The following is a 21,127-nucleotide window of genomic DNA, read 5'->3' as shown; positions in this document are numbered from 1 at the left end:
GAGGATGAGATTGGGCATCGTCGGCGCCGGCTTCATGGGGCAGTTCCACGCCCAGGCGATCGCCGGGCTGGAGACGGCGACCCTGTCGGCGATCGTCGACCTGTCGGCGGAGCTCGGCCGGAAGACAGCGGAGCAGTACGACGCCCGGCATTTCGCCGACATCGATGCGGCCCTGGCCGCCGATGCCGCCGACGCTTATGTCGTGGCGCTGCCGGACACGCTGCACCGCGATGTCACCTGCGCTCTGCTGGAGGCCGGCAAGCCGGTGCTGGTCGAGAAGCCGATGGCGCACACGCTGGAGGCGGCGCAGGCCATGGCGGCGGCGGAGAGGAAAGGCGGCGGCCGCCTGCTGGTGGCCCACATCCTGCGCTTCGACCCGCGCTACGTGCAGGCGGCGGAGGCGGTGCGGGCCGGCAAGATCGGCGACCCGATCCACGCCAGCTCCGGCCGGTTCACCGTGCGCGACATCGGCACCCGGATGAACGGCTCCTCCAGCGTCTGCTTCTATCTCGGCGTGCACGACGTCGACGCGCTGCAATGGATCAGCGGCGCCGAGGTCACCCGGGTCTACTCCCGCGCGGTCTCGAAGCTGATGCCGAGCCTCGGCGTCCGGTCCGAGGACGCGATCTTCACCACCTGCGAGATGTCGAACGGCATGGTCGGTCAGCTCTATTTCGGGTGGTCGCTACCGAGCGACATCCCGACCGGGATCTGGGCCCGGACCGAGGTGATCGGCACCAAGGGCGTGGTCGACCTCGACGTCCGCGACCACGGGCTCAGGGTGCTGTCGAGCGGCGCCTGGAGCCTGCCGGACGGGCTGCACTGGCCGACCGTCAACGGCCGGATCATGGGGGACCTGTACGAGGAGCTGCGCCACTTCGTGCAGGCGGTGCGCGAGGACAAGCCCTTCGTCATCTCTCTGCCCGAGGCGCTGCGCGCCGTGGCGGTCAACGACGCGATCCGGCGCAGCGTCGCCAGCGACCAGCCCGAGGCGGTTGCCGACTGGCGCGGCTGACCGGGATCTGTCCGATGGACATCCGCCATCCCTGGCTCCGCCGCGCCCTCGACCTCGCGCCGCTGCTGCTGCTGATCCTGCTGGTGGCGGCGTTCGGCCTGATCGACGCGCGGGTGGTGACGCCCGACAGCCTGCGCAACGTGCTGGCCCAGGCCACGCCGGTGGCGCTGCTCGGGCTCGGCGCCTTCGTGGTGTTGCTGACCGGGGGCATCGACCTCTCGGCCGGGGTGGCGGTCGCCTTCTGCAGCGTGGTGATGGCCGGGCGGCTGGATGCGGGCGACCCGCTGGCGCTGGCGCTGCTGGCCGGCTTCGCCACCATGGCGCTGCTGGGCCTGCTGAACGGCCTGCTGGTCGGCTATCTCCGCGTGCCGCCCTTCGTCGTCACCCTGGCCACCATGGTGGCGGTGCAGGGGGCGACGCTGTGGGCGGCGCAGAAGGGCGTGCTGATTCTGAAGAGCCCGACGCTCAAGGACATCGGCATCGGGCAGTGGGTTGGCGTGCCGAACTCCGTGCTGCTCGTCGGGCTGATCGCGATCGGGGCCTGGTGGCTGATGCGGCAAACCCGCTTCGGCCTGCGCACCTACGCCATCGGCTCCGACCCCGCCGCGGCGCAGCTGGCCGGCGTGCCGCTGCCGTTGCAGCAGCTGCTGACCTATGTTGTCGCCGCCGTCTTCACCTTCCTGACCGCGGTCCTGATGATCAGCCGTGTGCCGGTCGTCACCCCCAATCTCGGCGGCACGCCGCTGCTGCTCGACGCCATCGCCGCAGCGGTGTTGGGGGGCACCAGCATCTTCGGTGGCCGCGGCTCTGTCGCCGGCGTCGTGATCGGCGCCGTCATCGTCAGCCTCCTGACCAATGCCCTGCGCGTCTTCGGCGTGGATCCCTCCAGCATCGATCTGTTCAAGGGCGCGATCATCGTCCTGGCGCTGATCGCCGATGCCGGGATCCGGATGCTGCGCCTGCGCCTCGATGAAGGACGTATCGGATGACCTTGCCCCCCTTCACCCCCGGCCCCGGCCGCCTGGCCTGGAGCCCGTCGCCCGAGCTCGGTGCGCTCGGCAAGGCCCGCGGCGCGGTCCTGGTGCCGACCGGTGCCGTCGAGCAGCACGGGCCGCATCTCGCCACCGGTGTCGACATCTGGCTGGCGACGGCGGTGGCTCTCGGCGTCGCCGGCCGCGACCCGTCGATCCGGGTGGCGGAGCCGATCTCCTACGGCTCCTCGGCGCATCACCTTGCCTTCCCCGGCACGATCAGCCTGCGGCCATCGACCTTCATCGCCGTGGTGGTCGATGTCTGCCGCTGCCTGGCCCGCGACGGCTTCTTCCCGATCCTGCTGAACGGCCATGGCGGCAACCGCGGCGCGCTGCAGGTGGCGGTGTCGGAGCTGGGCGCCGACGGCGTGCGTAGCGCCGCCTTCTCCTATTTCGACCTGATCCGCGAGGACGCGGCGGCGATCCTGCCCGACGCCGACCAGGGCTGCGGCCATGCCTGCGCGCTGGAGACCTCGCTGATGCTGCACCTGTTCCCGGGCTCGGCGCGGGCGAAGGCGATCCCGGCTGGCGGCACACCATCCTGCTGGCCGGACCCGCATCTCTATTCCTCCAGCCCGATCACGGTCTGGCGCGGCTTCGAGGAGATCAACCCGACCGGGGTGATCGGCCGCCCCTCCGATGCCACGGCCGAGGCCGGGGCGAAGCTGTACGAGGCCGCCGTCACCCGATCCCTGGAGGCGGTGCTGCGCCTGCGGGACACGTTCGTCCGGGCCTGATCAAGCCGACGAATTCCAGCGGTCCGGAGCCAACCTCGTCATCGCGAGGCGCGCAGCGCCGTGGCGATCCAGGGGGCCGGGACCGCTGGATTGCCACGCCCCTTCGGGGCTCGCAATGACGAGTCAAACCTGAGACAGCCAGTACGGCATCTCTTTTGGAGGAATTTTTCGTCTCGTTATCCTACTTGATAAAAATTTCCAGACGATCTTAGCATGGGGCGTCATGACCGACGTCGCATCCGCCCTTGCCTCCGCCGTCCTGGATCGCCTGCGCGGCCGGCTGATCGTGTCCTGCCAGCCGGTCGTGGGCGGCCCGCTCGACCGCACCGAGTTCGTGGTGGCGCTGGCCCGGGCCGTGGTCGGCGCCGGCGCCGCCGGCCTCAGGATCGAGGGGGTGGAACGTGTGGCCGCGGTCTGCCGCATCGCCGGCGTGCCGGTGATCGGCATCGTCAAGACCGACCTGCCCGACAGCCCGGTGCGGATCACCCCGCATCTCGCCGATATCGACGCGCTGGCCGAAGCCGGCGCCGAGATCATCGCCTTCGACGCCACCGACCGCGTCCGGCCGGTCGCGGTGGCGGAGCTGGTGGCGCGTATCCATCGCCACGGCCGCATCGCCATGGCCGATGTCTCGACCCGGGCGGAAGGCCGGGCGGCCGCGGCGGCCGGCGCCGATATTGTTGCCTCGACCCTTGCCGGCTATGTCGCCGGGCCGGAGCCGACGGAGCCGGACCTGGCTTTGGTTGCCGACCTCGCGGCCGACGGCTTCACCGTCATCGCCGAAGGCAATGTCCGGACGCCGGAACAGGCGGCCTCCGCCCTGGCCGCGGGGGCGCATGCGGTGGTGGCCGGCTCGGCCATCACCCGCCCGGAACATGTGACGCGCTGGTTCCTCGACGCCCTCGGCGCAGGCTGAGGAACCGTCCTTCAACCAAGATGAACAGGGGGCAAACGATGAGAACGATGCTGCGCAAGACCCTGCTGGCGGGGCTGGTCCTGCCGGCGCTTCTGTCCTCCGCCGCCATGGCGGGTGAGGTGACGCTGCTGTTCTGGCCAGGGCCGGAAAGCGAGGCGATGCAAAAGGCGATCGACACCTACAACGCCGGCCCGGGCCAGGCCGAAGGCGTCACCGTCAAGCAACTGCTGTTCAGCCGCCAAGGCTATTTCGAGAAGGAGCAGGCGGATCTGGCGGCAGGGTCGAGCGAGTTCGACCTGGCGCTGGTCACGACCTACACGCTCGGCCGCTACGCACCTTATCTCGACCCGATCGACGCCCAGGTGCCGGCCGAGGCCAAGGCGGCTTTCGCGCCGGTGGCGCTGCAGTCCCTGACGCTCGACGGCAAGCTGTACGGCGTGCCGACCGACATCTCGCTGCACTTCCTCTACTACCGCAAGGACCTGATCGACCGGCTGCTGTCGGATGCGGAGTGGCAGAAGCGCTATGCCGAGATCGCGAAGGAGAAACTCGGCAAGGACCTGCAGCCCAAGGCGCCGGACGACTGGACCTGGGACGACTGGATCGCCGCCGCTTTGTTCTTCAGCGCCGCCGACAACCCGGACAGCCCGACCCGTTTCGGCACGGTGCTGCAGATGAAGAACCTGATCTTCAATGTGATGCTCTGGCAGGCGACGCTGGTGTCGAATGGCGGCGACTGGCAGGCCGACGGCAAGCCGGCGATCGACGGCCCGGCCGGCCGCGCAGGGCTGCAGGTCTACAAGACCCTGATCGACGCCAGGGCAACTCCGCCCGGGTCGATCAGCTACGAGTATCCGGAGGCGAACGCCGCCTTCCAGGCCGGCCAGGCCGCCACCATGCTGCAGTGGAACGCGGCCTTCAACGAGCTGAACGACCCGGCGAAGTCGCCGGCTGTCGCCGGCAAGATCGGCCTGGCCCCGCTGCCGGCCGGCAGCGCCGGGCACAAGACCCATGTCCATTCCCTCGGCATCGGCCTCAACAAGGCGTCGAAGAACAAGGCGGATGCGGGCAAGTTCCTGGCCTGGCTGGCGACCAAGGACGCGCTGACGGTCTATGCCCAGGCCGGCGGATCTCCGCCGGTGCCGGAGATCCTGAAGGCGATGGCGGCGACGCGGCCGGAATTCCCGCTGGTCGGCGATTTCGTCGGCCGCTACGGCTTCGTCGTCACCGGCGGCACTGCCGCCTATGCCGTGCCGGTCTACGAGGTGCTGGCCGAGAAGTTCTCCGCCTTCTGGGCCGGGCAGATCGACCTCGACACCGCGCTGAAGCAGGCGGCCGAGGGCATGGCCGAGCGGATCAAGGGCTGATGGCATCGACCGCGGGGGCCGTGCGGCGGCGGCCTTACGAAGGGCGCTGGGACGGGCTGTGGCTGCTCGGCCCGCTGCTGCTGTTCCTGGCCGCTCTCCTCGGCTTCCCGGCCGTCGCCAACCTGATCTACAGCCTCAGCGAGGTGCGCTTCACCGGACTGTGGTCGCCGCGCTGGGTCGGGCTCGGCAACTACCGGGCGGTGCTGGCCGACCCGGCCTTCTGGGGCGCGGTCGGCTTTTCCGCCCGCTTCGCCGTGGTGGTCACCGCGGCGCAGCTGGTGCTCGGCTTCGCCCTGGTGCTGGCGCTCGATCCGCTGATCGCGAAGCGGCGCTGGCTGATGGCGTTCCTGCTGCTGCCGATGATGGTGTCGCCGGCGCTGCTCGGCGTGATGTACCGGCTGATGCTGAACGACTTCGTCGGCGTCATCCCGCAATACCTGCAGATGCTGGGCTTCAGCGACAACCTGCTGGGCGTCGACTGGGCCTTCACCACCGTCGCGGTGATCGAGGTGCTGCAGTGGACGCCCTTCGCCTTCCTGGCGCTGCTGACCGCCTATCAGGCGATCCCGGGCGAGCTGGTGGAGGCGGCGCGGATCGACGGCGCCGGACGCTGGGCGGTGTTCCGCCGCATCACCCTGCCGCTGATGGTGCCGGCGCTGGCGATCACCGGCTTCATCCGCTTCATCGACAGCTTCCGGGTGTTCGACCACATCTATGTGCTGACCGGCGGCGGCCCGGGCACGCTGACCCAGAGCCTGTCGATCTACATCTACCGCACCTTCTTCCAGCAGGAGCAGATCGGCCCCGCCGTCGCCGCCTCGATGCTGCTGCTTCTGGCCTCGGTGGTGGTGCTGCGCCTCTTGATGGCGCAGATGCTGAAAGGGGCGCGGCGATGACACGCCTCGTCGCCGGGCTGCGCTGGGCCGTGTTCCTGCTGGCGGTCCTCGTGCTCAACATCCCGGTGATCGTCACGCTGCTGACCTCGCTGAAGACCACGCTGGACATCAACGCCTATCCGCCGGTGTGGCTGTTCGCCCCGACCGCGGAGCACTACGTCACGGTGCTGACCGACCCGGCGCTGGACTTCCCGCGCTACCTGCTGAACTCGACCGTCATCGCCCTCGGCGGCACGGCGCTGGCGCTGGCGCTCGGCGTGCCGGCCGCCTATGCCATGGCGAAGCTGGGGAAGGGGACCCGGATCGTCCTGCCGGTGGTGACCAATCTGCGCGCTTTGCCGCTGGTGATCTTCGCCATCCCCTTCTACCTCCTGTACCAGGCGCTCGGCCTGCTCGATACCCGGCTCGGCCTCGCCTTGATCTCCTGCATCATCAATCTGCCGCTGGCCCTGATCCTGCTGGTCGGTTTCCTGCAGGACCTGCCGCAGGAGATCGAGGAGGCGGCGCGGGTCGATGGCGCCTCCACCTTCGCGGTGCTGCGCCACATCGTGCTGCCGCTGGCCCGGCCGGTGCTGGTGGCGGTCGCCATCCTCAGCTTCATCTACAGCTGGAACGAGTTCCTGTTCGGCCTGATCCTCACCACCCGCAGCGCCGTGCCGGTGACGGTCGGGGCCACCTTCTTCATCACCTCCTGGGGCGTGAAATGGGGCGCCACCGCGGCGGCGATGATGCTCAGCGTGCTGCCGCCGCTCTTGCTCGGCCTCGTCAGCTACCGCTATCTCGGCCGGGCGATGCTGGCCGGCGCCGTCAAGGGATAGGATGTGGCGATGAACGAGACCTCGACCATCGGGCGCAAGGTGCTGGCCAGCCTGCGGGCGACCAATCCCAGCCTCTCGCCGGCCTTGGGCCGCATCGGCGACTATGTGCTGGAGGGGCCGGAGCGGGTGCTGTCGCAGACGGTGACCGAGCTGGCCGAGGCCTCCGGCTCCTCCGAGGCCTCGGTGATCCGCTTCTGCCGCGAGCAGGGCTTCCCCAGCTTCCAGGGATTCAAGCTGGCGCTGGCCACCGAGCTGGCCTCGGCCCAGCCGGCGCGGGCGGAGGAGGCAGGCCGGCACGCGCTGTTCCGCATCGTCGACCGCGCCGTCGACGCGCTGCGCCAGACCGAGGACCTGCTGGACCCGGCGGCGGTGGAGGCGGTGGCCGATCGGCTGCGCAAGGCCCGGCGGGTGCTGGTGTTCGGCGTCGGCGCCTCGGCCATCACCGCCCGTTACGCCCAGTACAAGCTGGCCCGGGTCGGGCTGCAGGCGGTGGCGCATGACGATCCCCACATGGCGGCGATGGCGACCGCGGCGCTGGGGAAGGGCGATGTGGCGCTGGCGGTCTCCAGCTCCGGCTCCACCCTCGACGTGGTCCGCGCGGCCACGCTGGCGAAGGAGGCGGGCGCCTTCCTGGCGGCGATCACCAACCGGACCAAGAGCCCGCTGACCACGCTCGCCGATGTGGTGCTGCTGGCCTCGACGCCGGAGACGCCGCTGACCGGCGGGGCGCTGGCGTCGAAGATCAGCCAGCTGGTGATCGTCGACATGCTGTTCGAGACCATCGCCGACCGCGACCCCGGCGCCCGCGACGCCATCCGCCGCACGGCGCAGAGCGTGGCCGATCGTGGCTACTGAAAGGCCTGCGACGGTCGTCGATCTCGGCGGCACCAAGATCGCCGCGGCCCGGGTGGTCGGGGCGAGTGTGCTGGAGCGGCGCCAGACGCCGACCCCGCGCGACGGCCGGTTCGAGAGCCTAGTCGAGGCCGTCGCCGCCCTGGTGGCGGACTGGGCCGACGGGCCGGTCGGGATCGCCACCACCGGCCTCGTGCGCGACGGGAAACTGTCCGCCACCAACCCCGGTACTCTGCCGGTGCCGCCGGACTCGCCTTTGGTCGCGGCGCTGCAAGATCGGCTCGGCGTGCCGGTGCTGGCGGTCAACGATGCCCAGGCCGCGGCCTGGGGCGAGTTCCGCCACGGCGCCGCGCGGGGCGTCGGCTCGATGGTGTTCCTGACCGTGTCGACCGGCGTCGGCGGCGGGCTGGTGCTGGACGGAGAGTTGCGGGTCGGGCCGGGCGGCTTGGCCGGCCATCTCGGCCATGTCGTGGCGGTGCCGGACGGGCCGCTCTGCGGCTGCGGCCGGCGCGGCTGCGTCGAAGCTGTCGCCTCCGGCCGGGCTCTGTCCGCCGCGGCCACCGCGGCCTTCGGCGAGGCGATGGACGCGCCGGCGCTGTTCCGGCGGGCGGAGCGGGATCCGGCCGCCGCGGCGCTGATCGATCGCGCCGCGGCCGCCATCGCCCGGCTGCTGGCCGACCTCAAGGCGGTGCTGGACCTCGACCTCGCGGTGATCGGCGGCGGCGTCGGCCTGGCGGAGGGATTCCTCGGCCGGGTCGAACGCGCCCTGGCGGACGAGCCGCCGCTGTTCCGTATCCCTTTGCGTCCGGCCGCCCTCGGCCACGACGCCGGGCTGATCGGCATGGCCGATCTCGGCGTCGTTCAGCCCTCGTCGCGTCTCCAGGCCGTCAGAACGCCGCCACGCCGATCCCGAGCTCGGGATAGAGCGCGTCGAGCGCCCCGACATCCGACCGGGTCTGGGCGATGATCCAGTCGCGGATCTCGGCCACGGCAGTGCGCATCGGCCGGGCGCGCGAATGCACCAGCTGGCACAGCCGGCCGGTGCGCATCAGGCTGCGGGCGGCGGGCACCAGCGCCCCGGTCCCGAGCCAGTGCGAGGAGACCGTCACCCAGCCGAGCGCGATGCCCTGGCCCAGCAGCGCCGCCTGGACCACGATCGCGTAGTCGGAGAAGGTGAGCGTGCTCCTCGGCCCGGTGCGGAGATCTTCGAACGCGTCCGCCCAATCCGGGTCGGAGCCGGCGAGGTTGATGATGGTGTTACCGTCGGCGCCGTTCGCCGCCTTCTGCCGCTCGAGATAGGCCGGGCTGCAGATCGGCAGCATGATCTCGCGCATCACAAGGAACGTCTCGTGCTGCGCATCGCCGCCGTCGACGAAGCGCATGCCGAGGTCGACGTCGTCGACCGGCCCGTGCAGCGGCCCGGCGATCAGCTGGAAGCGCAGGTCGACCGACGGGAACTCCTTCTGCAGCCGGTTGATCCGCGGCATCAGCCAATGGGTGGTGAAGGCGGTGGACAGCGACAGCGTCACCGTCTCGGTGCCCGTGCGGCGGGCCTCGATCTCCCGGATCGCGGCCTCGATCCCGCTGAAGCCCTCCGCGATGCGGCGGTAGAGCGACCGCCCGTCCTCCGTCAGCGCGATGCCGGCGGCCGAGCGGTCGAACAGCCGCACGCCGAGATGGATTTCGAGCCGGCCGAGCATGCGGCTGACCGCCGGCTGGGTGACGTTCAACTCCGCCGCTGCGCGGGTGAAGCTGCCGCAGCGCGCCGCCGCCTCGAACACGAAGAGGGCGTTCGAGGAGGGGAGCATCCGGCGCAGCTGGGTCATAATCTGAGTTTATGGTCTGTCCAACCTTTTCGCAATTGCGTCGATCGAGGGCGTTTGCTCTGATTTCCGCACCTCACAAGGATCTCGGAAAGCGATCACCCGCCTGGCGGAGAACGATGCGCCCGAGGCCGTGGCGACCGCCCATGCCTCTGCGGCATGTGGTGCTCAGGGACAGGGCTCACGACCATGACGCAGCACGGCAGCACGGGCGTCTCGATCCGTTCCGTCAGCAAGCATTACGACGCCTTCCGGGCCCTCGACGATGTCAGCCTGACGATCGCACCAGGCGAGTTCGTCTCGCTGCTCGGCCCCTCCGGCTCGGGCAAGACCACGCTGCTCAGCATCCTCGGCGGCTTCATCCAGCCTACCGCCGGATCGGTCCGGTTCGGCGAACGCGACGTCACCTTCACCCCGCCGCACAAGCGCGACATCGGCATCGTTTTCCAGAACTACGCCCTGTTCCCGCATATGACCGTGGGCGAGAACGTCGCCTTTCCGCTGCGGGCGCGACGCCTGCCGAAATCGGGCTGGGCCGGAAAGGTGGCCGAGGCGCTGGCGATGGTCGAGCTGTCCGGCTACGAGAACCGTCGCATCTCGCAGCTCTCGGGCGGCCAGCGCCAGCGCGTTGCCCTGGCCCGCGCCATCGTCTTCGAGCCACGGCTGATCCTGATGGACGAGCCGCTTTCCGCCCTCGACAAGCAGCTGCGCGACGCGATGCAGATCGAGCTGCGCCACCTGCACCGGCGCCTAGGCGCGACGATCGTCTACGTCACCCACGATCAGCGCGAGGCGCTGACGATGAGCGACCGGGTCGCCATCCTGCGCGACGGACGGCTGGTGCAGATCGACACGCCTGAGCGGCTGCACGACCACCCGGCCGACAGCTTCGTGGCCAGCTTCATCGGTGAGGCCGCGCTGCTGCCGGTCACCCGGGCCGGGCCCGACCGGGTGGCGCTCGGCGGCGCCGTGCTGCGCTCCGGCCGGCCGATCCCTGAGGCGGGCGAACTGCTGCTGGCAGTGCAGACGGAGAAGCTGCTGATCGACGACAGTGCCGGCGCTGACGGCGCCAATCGCCTGTCCGGCCGGGTGTCGGAGATCATCTATCAGGGCGAGAGCCTGAAGGTCTTCCTGACGCTCGACGACGGCACGGTGCTCAGCCTGCGTCAGCCGAGCCATCATGCGGCGCGCCGCAGCGTCCCGCCGGTCGGTGACCGGATCGCCGTCACCCTCCATCCCGAAGACACGATCGTCGTCCCGCGCTCGGCCGCCTGAGACGGGCGACGGCGTCAACCCATCCAGATCAACAACCCGGAAGCGGACCACCCATGCCGTTCAGCGCCTTCAAAGTCCTCACTTTCGACGTCGTCGGCACCCTGATCGACTTCGAGACCGGAATCCTGCAGTCCGTCCGGCGGATCGGCGGCCGCGCCGCGCAGGGGCTGAGCGACGACCGGATCTTCGAGGCCTACAAGCGCGGCCGCGACGCCCATCCGTACCGGTCGAGCGAGGCGATGTTCCATGTCTACAAGTCGCTGGCGCAGGAACTAGAGCTGCCGGCCGACGACCTGTCGGCCGGTGCCTTCCAGCTCGACGTGCTGCGCTGGCCGGCCTTCGCCGATTCCGCCGAGGCGCTGCGCCGCCTGCGTCGCCGTTTCCGACTGGTGGCGATGACCAACGCCGACCGCACCGCCTTCTCCAGCTACTCCAACACGCTCGGGCATCCCTTCGACGACAGCGTCACCGCCGACGAGACCGGGACGGCCAAGCCGGACCCGAACTTCTTCGCCTTCAACCGCGGCCGGCAGTCGGCCTTCGGCTATAAGTTCGGGGAGATTCTGCATGTGGCGCAGAGCCAGCACCACGACATCGGGATCGCTCGGAAACTCGGCTACAAAACCTGCTGGATCGAGCGCCGGCAGGGGCAGCCGGGCTTCGGCGGCACGCCGGCGGTGGCCACCCTGACCACGCCGGACTTCCACTTCGCCACGCTGAAGCAGCTCGCCGACGCCATCGAGGCGAGCGAGCCGCGGGCCGCCTGACCGGACACGCGCCGGTGATGGCCCTCCATTCCCCCAAGCCCGGCGTCAATTCGCTCTGGGCCGCGACCGCGGGCCCGGCGCCCCGTCTGCCGGCCCTGGACGGCGACGCCGCGGCGGATGTGGTCATCATCGGTGCCGGCTACACCGGCTTGTCGGCGGCGCGCCACATCGCCGCCGGCGGGCTCGACCCGCTGGTGCTCGACGCCAATGCCGTCGGCTGGGGGGCCAGCGGCCGCAACGGCGGCTTCGTCACCCCGAAGTTCCGCCTGTCCCTGCCGGCGATCGCCGCGGCCCATGGCCGGGACGTGGCACGGCGGATGTACGACCTCGGCCATGAGGCCGTCGACGCCGTCGAGGAACTGGTCGAGGAGTTCGGCATCGACAGCGCCGGCTTCGCCCGGGTCGGGCTGGTCAAGGCGGCGCACACCGAACGGGCCCTGGCCGCGGTCGCCGCCGAGGCCGAATGGATGAAGGCCGAGATGGGTGACGGCCATGTCAGCCTGCTGTCGCGCGACGAGGTCCGGGCGGAGCTCGGCTCCGACGGCTTCGTCGGCGGCGCGCTGACCCGCGGCCCTGCCTGCATCCACCCGCTGAACTATGTGCGCGGGCTGGCCGCCGGCCTGTCGGCGCGCGGCATCCGCATCCACGAGAACAGCCCGGCGCTCGCGATCCGGCGGGAGCAGGGGGCGGTGGTGGTGGAGACGCCGCGGGGCCAAGTGCGCGCGGCCCAGGCGATCATCGCCACCAACGCCTATTCCGACCTGACCGGCGCGACGCGCGAGATGCAGCGGACGCTGGTGCCGTTCCGCAGCGCCATCCTGGCGACCGCGCCGCTGCCGCCGGACCTCGCCGCCAGCCTCTTGCCGACGCGCCGGATCTGCAGCGAGACGCGGCGGATGATGCGCTGGTTCCGGATCGTCGAGGGCCGCTTCGTCTTCGGCGGCCGCGGCGCCTTCGGCAAGGCGGATTCGCCCGCGGCTTTCGCGGCGCTGCGCCGCGCCATGGTGGCGCTGTTCCCGATGCTGGCCGACATCCCGGTCGAATACCGCTGGTCGGGGCTGGTCGGCATGACGCTGGATTCGGTGCCGCATGTCGGCCGGCGCGATGACCGCATCCTCTTCGCCCTCGGCTACAACGGTGCCGGCGTCGCCATGGCCAGCCTGATGGGCCGCTATCTCGCCGCCTTCGTGCGCGGCGAGACGCCGGATGTCGGCCTGCTCGACGCCCGGCGGCTGGCGCCGGTGCCGCTCTATCCGCTGCGCGAGCCGGCCGTGCGCGCGGTCGCCGGCTGGTACCAGATGCTCGATGCCGTCGGGCTTTAGACCGCCGGAGATCCGGCCAACGACACAGGGAGACAGGACCATGAGATCCAGGCTTCACGTCCTTGCCATCATCGGACTCTCCGCCCTCGGCGCGCTGGCCTCGGGCGACGCCGACGCCGAGCAGATCACCTTCGTGTCGCAGGGCGGCGCCTATCAGGAGGCGCAGACCAAGGCCATCCTCGACCCGGTGGCCGAGCAGCTGGGCATCACCGTCAACCAGGACAGTGCGCCGGACGCCTGGCCGGTGATCAAGACCCAGACCACGACCGGCAAGCCGATCTGGGACGTGGTCGATACCCCGACCAAGGACTGCCTGCGCGGCGGCGAGCAGGGCATGATCGAGAAGCTGGATTTCTCGAAGATCCCGAACGCCGCCGGCCTGCCGGACGCGTACAAGACGCCGTATTCGGTGGCCTATGAGTTCTATTCCAGCGTCCTGGCCTACAACACGGAGAAGTACGGCGACAATCCGCCGAAGACCTGGGCAGATTTCTGGGACGTGGAGAAGTTCCCCGGCACCCGCGCGCTGCGCAATCACCCGCTGGCGACGCTCGAGGCGGCGCTCCTGGCCGACGGCGTGGCGCCGGACAAGATCTACCCGCTGGATGTCGACCGCGCCTTCCGCAAGCTGGAGGAGATCAAGCCGCATATCGCGGTGTGGTGGACCTCCGGCGCCCAGTCCGCGCAGCTGCTCGCCGACGGCGAGGCCGACATGATCATGGCCTGGAACGGCCGCGTCTCCGCCGGTGCCAAGGAGGGCGCGCCGGTCGCCTTCACCTTCAACCAGGGCATGCTGCAGAACACCTCGCTGTGCATCCTGAAGGGCGCGCCGAACCTCGATACGGCGGTCAGGTTCGTCAACGCGGCGATCGCGCCGGACATCCAGGCCAACTTCCCGGCCTATATCGACTACGGCCCGGGCAATCCGAAGGCCTACGAGACCGGCAAGATCTCGCCCGAGCGCGCGGCGGAGATGCCGAGCGCCCCGGACAATGCTGCGAAGCAGGTGCTGGTCTCCACCGAGTGGTGGAGCTCCCCGGCAGGCGAGGAGGTGCTGAAGCGCTGGGCCTCCTTCATCCAGCAGTAGCGGCGGAAGCAAGGCCATTCATGTCCGCGTCGACCATCAGTCCCTCGCTATCGCAGCCGGCCATCAGGCCTTCGGTGTCGCAGGAGCGTCGCGAGCAGCGGCTGACGCTCCTGCTCCTGGCGCCGGCCCTGTCCGTGATCGTCTGCCTGCTGATCGTGCCGCTCGGCTGGCTAGCCTGGCAGTCGATCCGGCAGGACGGCGGCTTCACGCTGGTCAACTACCAGCGCTTCCTGACCGACGACGCCACCTGGATGGCCTTCCTGCAGACCTTCCGCATCGCCTTCACCGTCACGCTGGCGGCGCTGCTGCTCGGCTATCCGGTCGCCTATGTGGCGGCGGCCGCGTCGCCGGGATGGCGGGTGGTGATCCTGGCGCTGGTGGTGCTGCCCTTCTGGACCAGCGTGCTGGTGCGGTCCTACGCCTGGCTGATCCTGCTGCAGCGGCGCGGCATCATCAATTCGGCGCTGACCGATCTCGGCCTGATCGACAGCCCCCTGCTGCTCGTCAACAACGAGCTCGGGACCGTGATCGCGACGATCCACATCCTGCTGCCCTTCATGGTGCTGCCGCTCTATGCGGCCATGCAGAAGATCCCGCGGGAGCTGACCATGGCGGGGGCCAGCCTGGGCGGGTCGCCCGCCTTCGTCTTCTTCCGCGTCTTCCTGCCCCTGTCCCTGCCCGGCGTGATCGCGGGAGCGGTGCTGGTCTTCGCCCTGACGCTCGGCTTCTACATCACGCCGGAGCTGCTGGGCGGCGGGCGGACCTACATGGTGTCGATGCTCGTCTCCCGGAACATCGAGGTCTACAACGAATGGGGCGCCGCCTCGTCCATCAGCGTCGTCCTGCTCGTCTGCGTCTTCCTGATCTTCCGGGTCGCCAGCCTCTTCATCCCGTTCGAGCGGATCATGGGCGCGAGGTGAACCGTGAGACTCTCTAAAGTCCTCCTCTACGGCTTTGTCGCGCTGGTCCTGATCTGGCTGGTGGTGCCGATCCTCATCGTCGTGCCGATGTCCTTCTCCGGCGCGCGGTTCCTGTCCTTCCCGCCGCCGTCCTGGTCGCTGCGCTGGTACGAGTCCTATCTCGGCAACCCGGCCTGGATGCAGGCGACGCGGGTCAGCCTGATCGTGGCCGTGGCGAGCGCGGCCGTCGCCACCGTCCTCGGAACCGCGGCCGCCTATGCGCTGAACTTCACCCGCTCCAAGCTGCTGCGCGGCCTGCAGGTGGTCCTGCTGCTGCCGCTGGTGGTGCCGATCGTGATCACCGCGGTTGGCATCTTCCTCGTCTATGCCAATGTCGGGCTGCTGGCGACCATGACCGGGCTGATCCTGGCCAATGTCATGCTCGGGCTGCCCTATGTGGTGACCTCGGTGCTGGTCAGCCTGCGGAAATTCGATCCGGCGCAGGAGATGGCGGCGCTGAGCCTCGGCATGAACCGGTTCCGCACCTTCTTCGCCGTGACCCTGCCGCAGATCCGGTCCGGCGTGATCTCCGGCCTGCTCTTCGCCTTCATCTCGGCGCTCGACGAGACCGTGGTCGCGCTGTTCGTCTCCGGCGGCCAGTACCAGACCCTCACCAAGCGCATGTTCACCTCGCTGCGCGACGAGATCGACCCGACCATCGCCGCCATCAGCACGCTGCTGACAGCCATCTCCTTCGTCATCCTCCTGCTGGCCTCGCTCAGCGCCAGGAACGCGGAGCGCAGGCGGACCGCCGCCGCGTGAAGGCGGACTGCCTGATCCTCGGCGGCGGCTCCGCCGGCTGCGTCCTGGCCGCCCGGCTGTCGGAGGATCCCGGCCGCTCCGTCATCCTGGTGGAGGCGGGGCGGGACATCTCCGCCGGCAACGTGCCGGCCGACATCCGCAGCCGCTATCCCGGGCGGGCCTATCTCGACACCTCGAACATCTGGGGCTCGCTGACGGCGCTGATGGGATACGGCCGCTCGAACGCGGCCCCGCGCAGCGTCCGCCACTACGAGCAGGCGAAGATCCTCGGCGGCGGCTCCGCCATCAACGCGCTGATGGCCAATCGCGGCTCGCCCGTGGATTACGCCGAGTGGGAGGCGCTCGGCGCGACCGGCTGGGGCTGGGACGATTGCCTGCCGTACTTCCGCAGGATCGAGGCCGACCGCGATTTCGCGGGTCCGCTGCACGGCGCCGACGGGCCGCTCACTATCCGGCGCATCGCCGACGACCGGATCTCGCCCTTCGTGCGCCGGGTGATGCAGACGCTGGAGCGGCGGGGGCACCCGATCCGGGCCGACCAGAACGGTGACTGGGAGGACGGCGCGTATCGCGGCGCCATCGCGGTCAGCGACCGTGGCGAGCGTCTTCCGACCTCGATCGCCTATCTGACACCGGAAGTCCGCCGCAGGCCCAACCTGACGATCCTGACCGGCTGCCGTGCCGATCGGCTGCTGTTCGACGGCCGCCGCATCACGGGTGCCGAAATCGTGGGCGCGGATGGCAGGCCGCAGGCGATCGGCGCCCGCGAGGTGATCGTCGCGGCGGGTGCCATCCACACCCCCACGCTGCTGCTGCGCTCTGGCATCGGGCCGGCGGCGGGGCTGCGGCCGCTCGGACTCCCGGTGGTGGCGAACGTCCCCGGCGTGGGGCGCAACCTGATGGAGCATCCATCCATCGCCGTGGCCGCCACCCTGCCGCCGCGGATGCGGGTGCGGGACCTCAGGGAGCACCACGAGCAGGCGATCTGGCGCTTCTCGTCGGGGCTGGACGGGCTGCCGCAGGGCGACATGCATGCCGCCATCCTGTCGCGCTCCGGCTGGCACTCGGTCGGCCGGCGGATGGGCAGCCTGTTCTTCTGGGTGAACAAATCCTGCTCGCGCGGCGTCCTGAAACTCGCCTCGGCCGATCCGGCCGCCGAGCCGCATGTGGATTTCCGCATGCTGAGCGACCGCCGCGACCTCGACCGGCTGAAGATGGCACTGCGAATGGGGGCGGAAGTCCTGCTGGATTCCCACATGGACGGGCATCGCGGCCCGGTCTTCCCCTCCAGCTATTCGCCCCGCGTCGCCAGGATCGCGGTGCCCGGCGCCTGGAACGCGCTGCAGCGTGGCGTTCTGTCGGGGCTGCTCGACCTGGCCGGGCCGTTGCGTTCCGCCCTGGTCCATGCCGCCATCACTCTGGGGACGACGATGGAGGGCCTGCTGCACGACGACGACGCGATGACCGAATTCGTACGCCGGCATGTCGGCGGCACCTGGCATCCTTCGGGCACCTGCCGCATGGGGGCGGAGAACGATCCGGCAGCCGTGACCTCGCCGACCGGCAGGGTTCACCGGGTGGGCGGTCTTCGCGTCGCCGACGCCTCGCTGATGCCGTCGATCCCCTGCGCCAACACCAACATCCCGACCATCATGATCGCCGAGCGGATCGCCGATTTCGTCCAGGCTGGCCGATAGGATATTGCTGTCTCACCGTGACGCGGCACGCGCCCGTGCAGTGTCCGGCCACGCGCACGCGCCTGCCCTCAACTCCATCGGCCAAAGCAGATTGACATTTTCATTCGCTCTGCCAATAATTTGTTTTAATTACTGGCGGTATATAAGAAAGAATTGGCCGCGATCCGGTTCGTGCCGGCGCTGGAGCAAGCAGTCTCAGGAGCCAGTCCTCGGAGCGTCTTTGGCGGGATCATTCTGCGCAGGTCCCGTCGCACGTTCGATGCAAGCTCGGGAGGCTGACATGACGAAAGACGCGCATGGATCGAGGAGTCCTGACGGCGGGACGCGTTGTCGGGTCGACATCCGTATCGAGAGCAAGGGCGACGTTCACATCCACGCATGCTGCGCGGAGGAGAAGGAGCCGGCGGATACCGAGTGCCCGAGCGACTGTCCACCACCGAGAACCGAGGGCGCCTGCATCCCGCTCGGGCTCGGCTGCAAGCCGAAGCAGAGCCGCGCCCAGAAGCTCGAACGGCTGCGCTCCCGCAGCTCGGTTCCGAGCGCGCTGGCCGCGTCGTTCTTCCAGACGGCACGACGGCATCTGGCGGGGGCAAGCGCGGCGAATGATTTCGAAGCCGCGGTCTTTCCGGTCTTCAACGGCATGTCGCCGTCGGTCCGGGCCGTTCTGGCCTGCGCCGTCGACAGTTATGAGACGACGCCTGCGGATTTGCGCGATGCGGGGCTCGAGCCCTCGATCCTCGCCGATCCGGCCAAGCCGGTGGATACGGCAACGCTGACCGCGGCGGTGGTCCGCGAGATCAGGCTGCGATCCGCCGAAGCCGCGTTCGGGGACGTCACGGCGCTCGAGGAGCGGCCGGGCCGCAACCGGTTCTTCGATCCCGGCGGCGAGTTTTTCGAGGCGCAGCTCCAGATCTGCCGAATCAATGACCTGCGCACCGCGTCGTACCGGCCGCCCATACCGCTGGGCGACCGGCTGCCGGGGGAAATCCAGCAGACCTGCACGCTCGTGCTGGGCCCCGACGGGGTCATTCGGCAGAACTGCAGCGTCCAGACCGGCGACTGCCCGGGCAATCAGCTGCCCGACGCGGTCTGCGCCCGGGTGCCGGACATCGCCAATGGCGACAGCGTGATGCTGAGCGGCGTCAACTTCATGAATCTCGACATCAAGGTGCGGCTCAAGGCGCGGGTCGGGGCTGGTTCCGCGGAAGTGGATGCGCACGTCTTCGGCGATCTGACCACGCCGCTGAACGAGGTCGTCAACGGGCAGACGGTGCTCATTCGGGATTGCCGCGTGAAAGACCAGCTGAGCTTCGTCGTGCCGGACGACCTGCCGCCGGGGATCTATGAGCTGCAACTGGCGATGCCGAACACCACCGGATTCCCGATCTTCGGTCCGACGGTGTTGTCCAACACCGAGTTCATCAACATCGTGCCGCCGGCCACGGCGCGGTTCCAGATCGTCGCCGAACGGCTGCGCGCCCGGCAGGAGACGGCGCCGCAATCCTTCGGCTCGGACGAGGTGGCGCTCACCTTCATGGCGGCGGAGCTTCTGCCGGACGGGTCGACCGGCTCGGTGCAGACGCTCACGAAGCGCTTCGGCGATGTCGATTCGGGCGAGAACCGGACGATCGAGCAGCCCCCCGTCTTCATCCAGTCCCAACCCGCACTCGGGATGGCGATGAGCGTGGTCGGCTTCGAGGTCGACAGCGAGCGGGCGTTTCGCGAGCAGCTGAACGACTTCCAGGACGCCTTTGTCGACTATCTGAGCCGGGCCTGGGAGAAGCTGAAAGAGGCGCTTACCGCCGGGGCAGGAGCAGCGATCAAGGCCCTCGGCTTCGCGAAGGGGGCGATCGCGATCGCCATCGCCGCGGTGATCGGGATTGCCGTCATCGCGGTCATCGCGCGCTGGGCACCGGCGGACCTGATCATGGACGACGCCATCGGCTTCTCGGCGATCGAGTTGGCGGAGCTGACCAACGTTGAGGTGCCCACGGGCGGGATCACCAGGCACCAGTCGCCGCAGGATCTCGAAGTGGTGGTGACGCCGCTCGACAAGATCGCGCTGACGTACCGCGAGTTCCGGGAATATGTCGCCGACGACGAGGACAGCCGGTACGAGGTCTATCTGCGCTACAACCGGATCGCATAGAAATTGATAGGGATTGCGGTGACAATGCACTTTTGACGGGCTTTCATCCTTGCTTGGCGGGAGCAAGGATGTGTTGCTCTGGCGTCTGAGCCGATCACATTCGTGTGGTCACCGTAATTCGAATTTTATTTGTTGTACCGAGGGCTTGGCATCGTCGTGGACCTTGCCCTCGTCGATGTGCAGCTCGCCGACCGCCCGCTTGATCGCGGCCAACTGGACCCCGTTCGGGGCCTAGCCCGCACGCCAGTGCGCCAGCCAGGCCTCCAGCTGGTTCATCGCGTAGCGCAGCTCGTCGTCGCGTTCATTGGCGGGCATGGTCGGGCTCCCGGCTGTGGCCTGTTGGTGATGCCCACCTTCGGCGGATGCGGCAAGACCCGGGTCCCGTATCGCGATGACAACGTTGTCTTGACAGAATCCTGCCGGCCCGTCTCTCCTGGCGCGGGGATGATGTCGTCCCGTCGGCGGTCCGCGTCGGAAGATTGCTCCGATCGCGGCCGGCGCGGGTCGGCGTCGCACCGGTCCGGGCCCGGCCCGGACAAATCGACAACACACCGGGACGGCCCGGGTCAAACGGGAGAGGGATGATGATGAAGGATCTGGCGCGCCGCGCCGCCTGCCGCGCTGCCGTGGCGGTCGCGGCCCTGGTCGCCGCGACCGGCGCCGCCGACGCGGCCGCCAACTGCATCAAGGGCGACCGCAAGCCGCCCTTCACCGTCGGCTGGGCCAACATCTACTCCGTGCCCACCTGGATGAAGCAGACCGAGGGCACCATCAGCAAGATGGTGGAGGAGCTGAAGGGCAAGGGGCTGGTCGACAAGCTGGTCATCACCGACGCCCAGGGTAACGCCAACACCCAGATCCAGCAGGTGCAGTCGATGATCGATGCCGATGTCGACGCGATCATCCTGATCGCCGGCTCGGCCACGGCGCTGGATCGCGTGGTCGCCGACGCCTGCGCCAAGGGCATCGCGGTGATCAACTTCGACAGCCTGGTGCAGACCGACAAGGTCACCGCCAAGATCAACACCGACTCGCTCGACTGGGGCCGCCAGGCCGCGGAGTGGCTGATCGAGCAGATCGGCGGCAAGGGCAAGATCATCGTGCTGAACGGCCCGGCCGGCATCTCGGTCAGCGACGACCGCCGCAAGGGCGCGACGCCCGTGCTGCAGGCCAACCCGGGGGTCGAGGTGCTGGCCGAGACCAACACCGACTACAACGTCGCCCCGGCGCAGGAGGCGGTGACCAGCTTGCTGTTCAGCAACCCGGAGATCGACGGCATCCTGTCGCTGGGCGGCGCGCTGTCGGCCGGCGCGATCCTGGCGATGGAGCGGCAGGGCCGCGACTATGTGCCGATCACCGGCGAGAACTACCGCCAGTTCCTGGAACTGTGGAAACAGCACGAGCTGAAGGGCTGGGCGACGATGCAGCCGAACTGGCTGGGCGCGCTCGCCGTCTACACCGCAGTGCAGGCGCTGGAAGGCAAGGACGTGCCCGCCTTCGTCAAGGTGCCGCTGCCGGTGATCGACGACAGCAGCATCGACCAGTACCTGGCGCGGGCCGACCAGTTCCCCGCCGACGGCTACATCTATTCCGAATACAATACGGCGCTGTTCGACAAGCTGCTGCAGGCGAAGTGAGCATGGTCTCCAAGGCA

Annotated in this window: 19 protein-coding genes; 18 read left to right on the top strand and 1 reads right to left on the bottom strand. The window is 69.4% G+C overall.

Going from position 1 to position 21,127, the window contains the following annotated elements:
* Positions 1 to 4: 4 nt before the first annotated feature.
* From KXR53_RS21770 to KXR53_RS21730, 9 genes are all read left to right on the top strand, one after another.
* Positions 5 to 1,015 (top strand): Gfo/Idh/MocA family protein, encoded by a 1,011-nt coding sequence (locus KXR53_RS21770; protein ID WP_437377370.1) that lies wholly within the window; start codon positions 5 to 7, stop codon positions 1,013 to 1,015.
* A gap of 14 nt (positions 1,016 to 1,029) precedes the next feature.
* Entirely contained in the window at positions 1,030 to 2,004 is a 975-nt protein-coding gene (locus tag KXR53_RS21765; protein ID WP_437377369.1) for an ABC transporter permease, read from the top strand.
* Positions 2,001 to 2,783 (top strand): creatininase family protein, encoded by a 783-nt coding sequence (locus KXR53_RS21760; RefSeq protein ID WP_437377368.1) that lies wholly within the window; start codon positions 2,001 to 2,003, stop codon positions 2,781 to 2,783. Before KXR53_RS21765 ends, KXR53_RS21760 begins: the two co-directional genes overlap by 4 nt.
* A 223-nt stretch (positions 2,784 to 3,006) precedes the next feature.
* A complete protein-coding gene (locus tag KXR53_RS21755) occupies positions 3,007 to 3,699 on the top strand; it encodes an N-acetylmannosamine-6-phosphate 2-epimerase (RefSeq protein ID WP_437377367.1) in 693 nt (230 codons plus the stop codon).
* A 38-nt stretch (positions 3,700 to 3,737) separates the two neighbouring features.
* Positions 3,738 to 5,066: an ABC transporter substrate-binding protein gene (locus KXR53_RS21750; protein WP_437377366.1), complete on the top strand. Its 1,329-nt coding sequence runs from the start codon at positions 3,738 to 3,740 to the stop codon at positions 5,064 to 5,066.
* A complete protein-coding gene (locus KXR53_RS21745) occupies positions 5,066 to 5,962 on the top strand; it encodes a carbohydrate ABC transporter permease (RefSeq protein ID WP_437377365.1) in 897 nt (298 codons plus the stop codon). The genes KXR53_RS21750 and KXR53_RS21745 overlap by 1 nt, the downstream gene beginning before the upstream one ends.
* The gene (locus tag KXR53_RS21740; protein ID WP_437377364.1) at positions 5,959 to 6,780 is read left to right on the top strand and encodes a carbohydrate ABC transporter permease; all 822 of its coding nucleotides are present in this window, start codon (positions 5,959 to 5,961) and stop codon (positions 6,778 to 6,780) included. Before KXR53_RS21745 ends, KXR53_RS21740 begins: the two co-directional genes overlap by 4 nt.
* Before the next feature lie 9 nt (positions 6,781 to 6,789).
* Positions 6,790 to 7,635 carry a MurR/RpiR family transcriptional regulator gene (locus KXR53_RS21735; RefSeq protein ID WP_437377363.1) on the top strand — a complete coding sequence of 282 codons (846 nt, stop codon included), beginning with the start codon at positions 6,790 to 6,792 and terminating at the stop codon, positions 7,633 to 7,635.
* Positions 7,625 to 8,599, top strand: a complete 975-nt coding sequence (locus tag KXR53_RS21730) for an N-acetylmannosamine kinase (protein WP_437377362.1) — start codon at positions 7,625 to 7,627, stop codon at positions 8,597 to 8,599. Before KXR53_RS21735 ends, KXR53_RS21730 begins: the two co-directional genes overlap by 11 nt.
* On the opposite strand, the gene KXR53_RS21725 is transcribed toward KXR53_RS21730, so the two are convergent.
* The gene (locus KXR53_RS21725) at positions 8,520 to 9,458 is read right to left on the bottom strand and encodes a LysR family transcriptional regulator (protein ID WP_437377361.1); all 939 of its coding nucleotides are present in this window, start codon (positions 9,456 to 9,458) and stop codon (positions 8,520 to 8,522) included. The two genes, KXR53_RS21730 and KXR53_RS21725, sit on opposite strands and share 80 nt — an antisense overlap.
* A 186-nt stretch (positions 9,459 to 9,644) precedes the next feature.
* On the opposite strand from KXR53_RS21725, the gene KXR53_RS21720 reads away from it, so the two are divergent.
* From KXR53_RS21720 to KXR53_RS21680, 9 genes are all read left to right on the top strand, one after another.
* Positions 9,645 to 10,730 carry an ABC transporter ATP-binding protein gene (locus KXR53_RS21720; RefSeq protein ID WP_437377360.1) on the top strand — a complete coding sequence of 362 codons (1,086 nt, stop codon included), beginning with the start codon at positions 9,645 to 9,647 and terminating at the stop codon, positions 10,728 to 10,730.
* A 53-nt stretch (positions 10,731 to 10,783) separates the two neighbouring features.
* Complete coding sequence (locus tag KXR53_RS21715; RefSeq protein ID WP_437377359.1) at positions 10,784 to 11,497, top strand: HAD-IA family hydrolase; 714 nt, start codon at positions 10,784 to 10,786, stop codon at positions 11,495 to 11,497.
* 17 nt (positions 11,498 to 11,514) lie between these two features.
* The gene (locus KXR53_RS21710; protein ID WP_437377358.1) at positions 11,515 to 12,819 is read left to right on the top strand and encodes an NAD(P)/FAD-dependent oxidoreductase; all 1,305 of its coding nucleotides are present in this window, start codon (positions 11,515 to 11,517) and stop codon (positions 12,817 to 12,819) included.
* A gap of 40 nt (positions 12,820 to 12,859) precedes the next feature.
* Entirely contained in the window at positions 12,860 to 13,906 is a 1,047-nt protein-coding gene (locus KXR53_RS21705) for an ABC transporter substrate-binding protein (protein ID WP_437377357.1), read from the top strand.
* 74 nt (positions 13,907 to 13,980) lie between these two features.
* On the top strand, positions 13,981 to 14,826 hold the full coding sequence (locus KXR53_RS21700) for an ABC transporter permease (protein WP_437377356.1): 846 nt from the start codon (positions 13,981 to 13,983) through the stop codon (positions 14,824 to 14,826).
* 3 nt (positions 14,827 to 14,829) lie between these two features.
* Positions 14,830 to 15,627, top strand: a complete 798-nt coding sequence (locus KXR53_RS21695) for an ABC transporter permease (RefSeq protein WP_437377355.1) — start codon at positions 14,830 to 14,832, stop codon at positions 15,625 to 15,627.
* Positions 15,624 to 17,324, top strand: coding sequence for a GMC family oxidoreductase (locus tag KXR53_RS21690; RefSeq protein ID WP_437377354.1), 1,701 nt, complete (start codon positions 15,624 to 15,626; stop codon positions 17,322 to 17,324). The genes KXR53_RS21695 and KXR53_RS21690 overlap by 4 nt, the downstream gene beginning before the upstream one ends.
* Positions 17,325 to 17,544: 220 nt before the next feature.
* Entirely contained in the window at positions 17,545 to 19,473 is a 1,929-nt protein-coding gene (locus KXR53_RS21685) for a hypothetical protein (protein ID WP_437377353.1), read from the top strand.
* A 584-nt stretch (positions 19,474 to 20,057) separates the two neighbouring features.
* Entirely contained in the window at positions 20,058 to 21,110 is a 1,053-nt protein-coding gene (locus tag KXR53_RS21680) for an ABC transporter substrate-binding protein (protein ID WP_437377352.1), read from the top strand.
* Positions 21,111 to 21,127 lie beyond the last annotated feature (17 nt).

This window comes from Inquilinus limosus (assembly GCF_051487185.1).
GTDB classification, from domain to species: domain Bacteria; phylum Pseudomonadota; class Alphaproteobacteria; order DSM-16000; family Inquilinaceae; genus Inquilinus; species Inquilinus limosus_F.
Note: the sequence above shows the minus strand (reverse complement) of the source record. Positions and strands in the feature narration are given on the sequence as shown.

Bases quoted from the DNA above. Each gene is read 5' to 3' on its own strand.
- KXR53_RS21680 (WP_437377352.1), top strand. From the start codon at position 20,058: ATGATGAAGGATCTGGCGCGCCGCGCCGCCTGCCGCGCTGCCGTGGCG.
- KXR53_RS21740 (WP_437377364.1), top strand. From the start codon at position 5,959: ATGACACGCCTCGTCGCCGGGCTGCGCTGGGCCGTGTTCCTGCTGGCG.
- KXR53_RS21710 (WP_437377358.1), top strand. From the start codon at position 11,515: ATGGCCCTCCATTCCCCCAAGCCCGGCGTCAATTCGCTCTGGGCCGCG.
- KXR53_RS21720 (WP_437377360.1), top strand. From the start codon at position 9,645: ATGACGCAGCACGGCAGCACGGGCGTCTCGATCCGTTCCGTCAGCAAG.
- KXR53_RS21705 (WP_437377357.1), top strand. From the start codon at position 12,860: ATGAGATCCAGGCTTCACGTCCTTGCCATCATCGGACTCTCCGCCCTC.
- KXR53_RS21750 (WP_437377366.1), top strand. From the start codon at position 3,738: ATGAGAACGATGCTGCGCAAGACCCTGCTGGCGGGGCTGGTCCTGCCG.
- KXR53_RS21745 (WP_437377365.1), top strand. From the start codon at position 5,066: ATGGCATCGACCGCGGGGGCCGTGCGGCGGCGGCCTTACGAAGGGCGC.
- KXR53_RS21725 (WP_437377361.1), bottom strand. From the start codon at position 9,458: ATGACCCAGCTGCGCCGGATGCTCCCCTCCTCGAACGCCCTCTTCGTG.
- KXR53_RS21735 (WP_437377363.1), top strand. From the start codon at position 6,790: ATGAACGAGACCTCGACCATCGGGCGCAAGGTGCTGGCCAGCCTGCGG.
- KXR53_RS21770 (WP_437377370.1), top strand. From the start codon at position 5: ATGAGATTGGGCATCGTCGGCGCCGGCTTCATGGGGCAGTTCCACGCC.
- KXR53_RS21715 (WP_437377359.1), top strand. From the start codon at position 10,784: ATGCCGTTCAGCGCCTTCAAAGTCCTCACTTTCGACGTCGTCGGCACC.
- KXR53_RS21755 (WP_437377367.1), top strand. From the start codon at position 3,007: ATGACCGACGTCGCATCCGCCCTTGCCTCCGCCGTCCTGGATCGCCTG.
- KXR53_RS21760 (WP_437377368.1), top strand. From the start codon at position 2,001: ATGACCTTGCCCCCCTTCACCCCCGGCCCCGGCCGCCTGGCCTGGAGC.
- KXR53_RS21765 (WP_437377369.1), top strand. From the start codon at position 1,030: ATGGACATCCGCCATCCCTGGCTCCGCCGCGCCCTCGACCTCGCGCCG.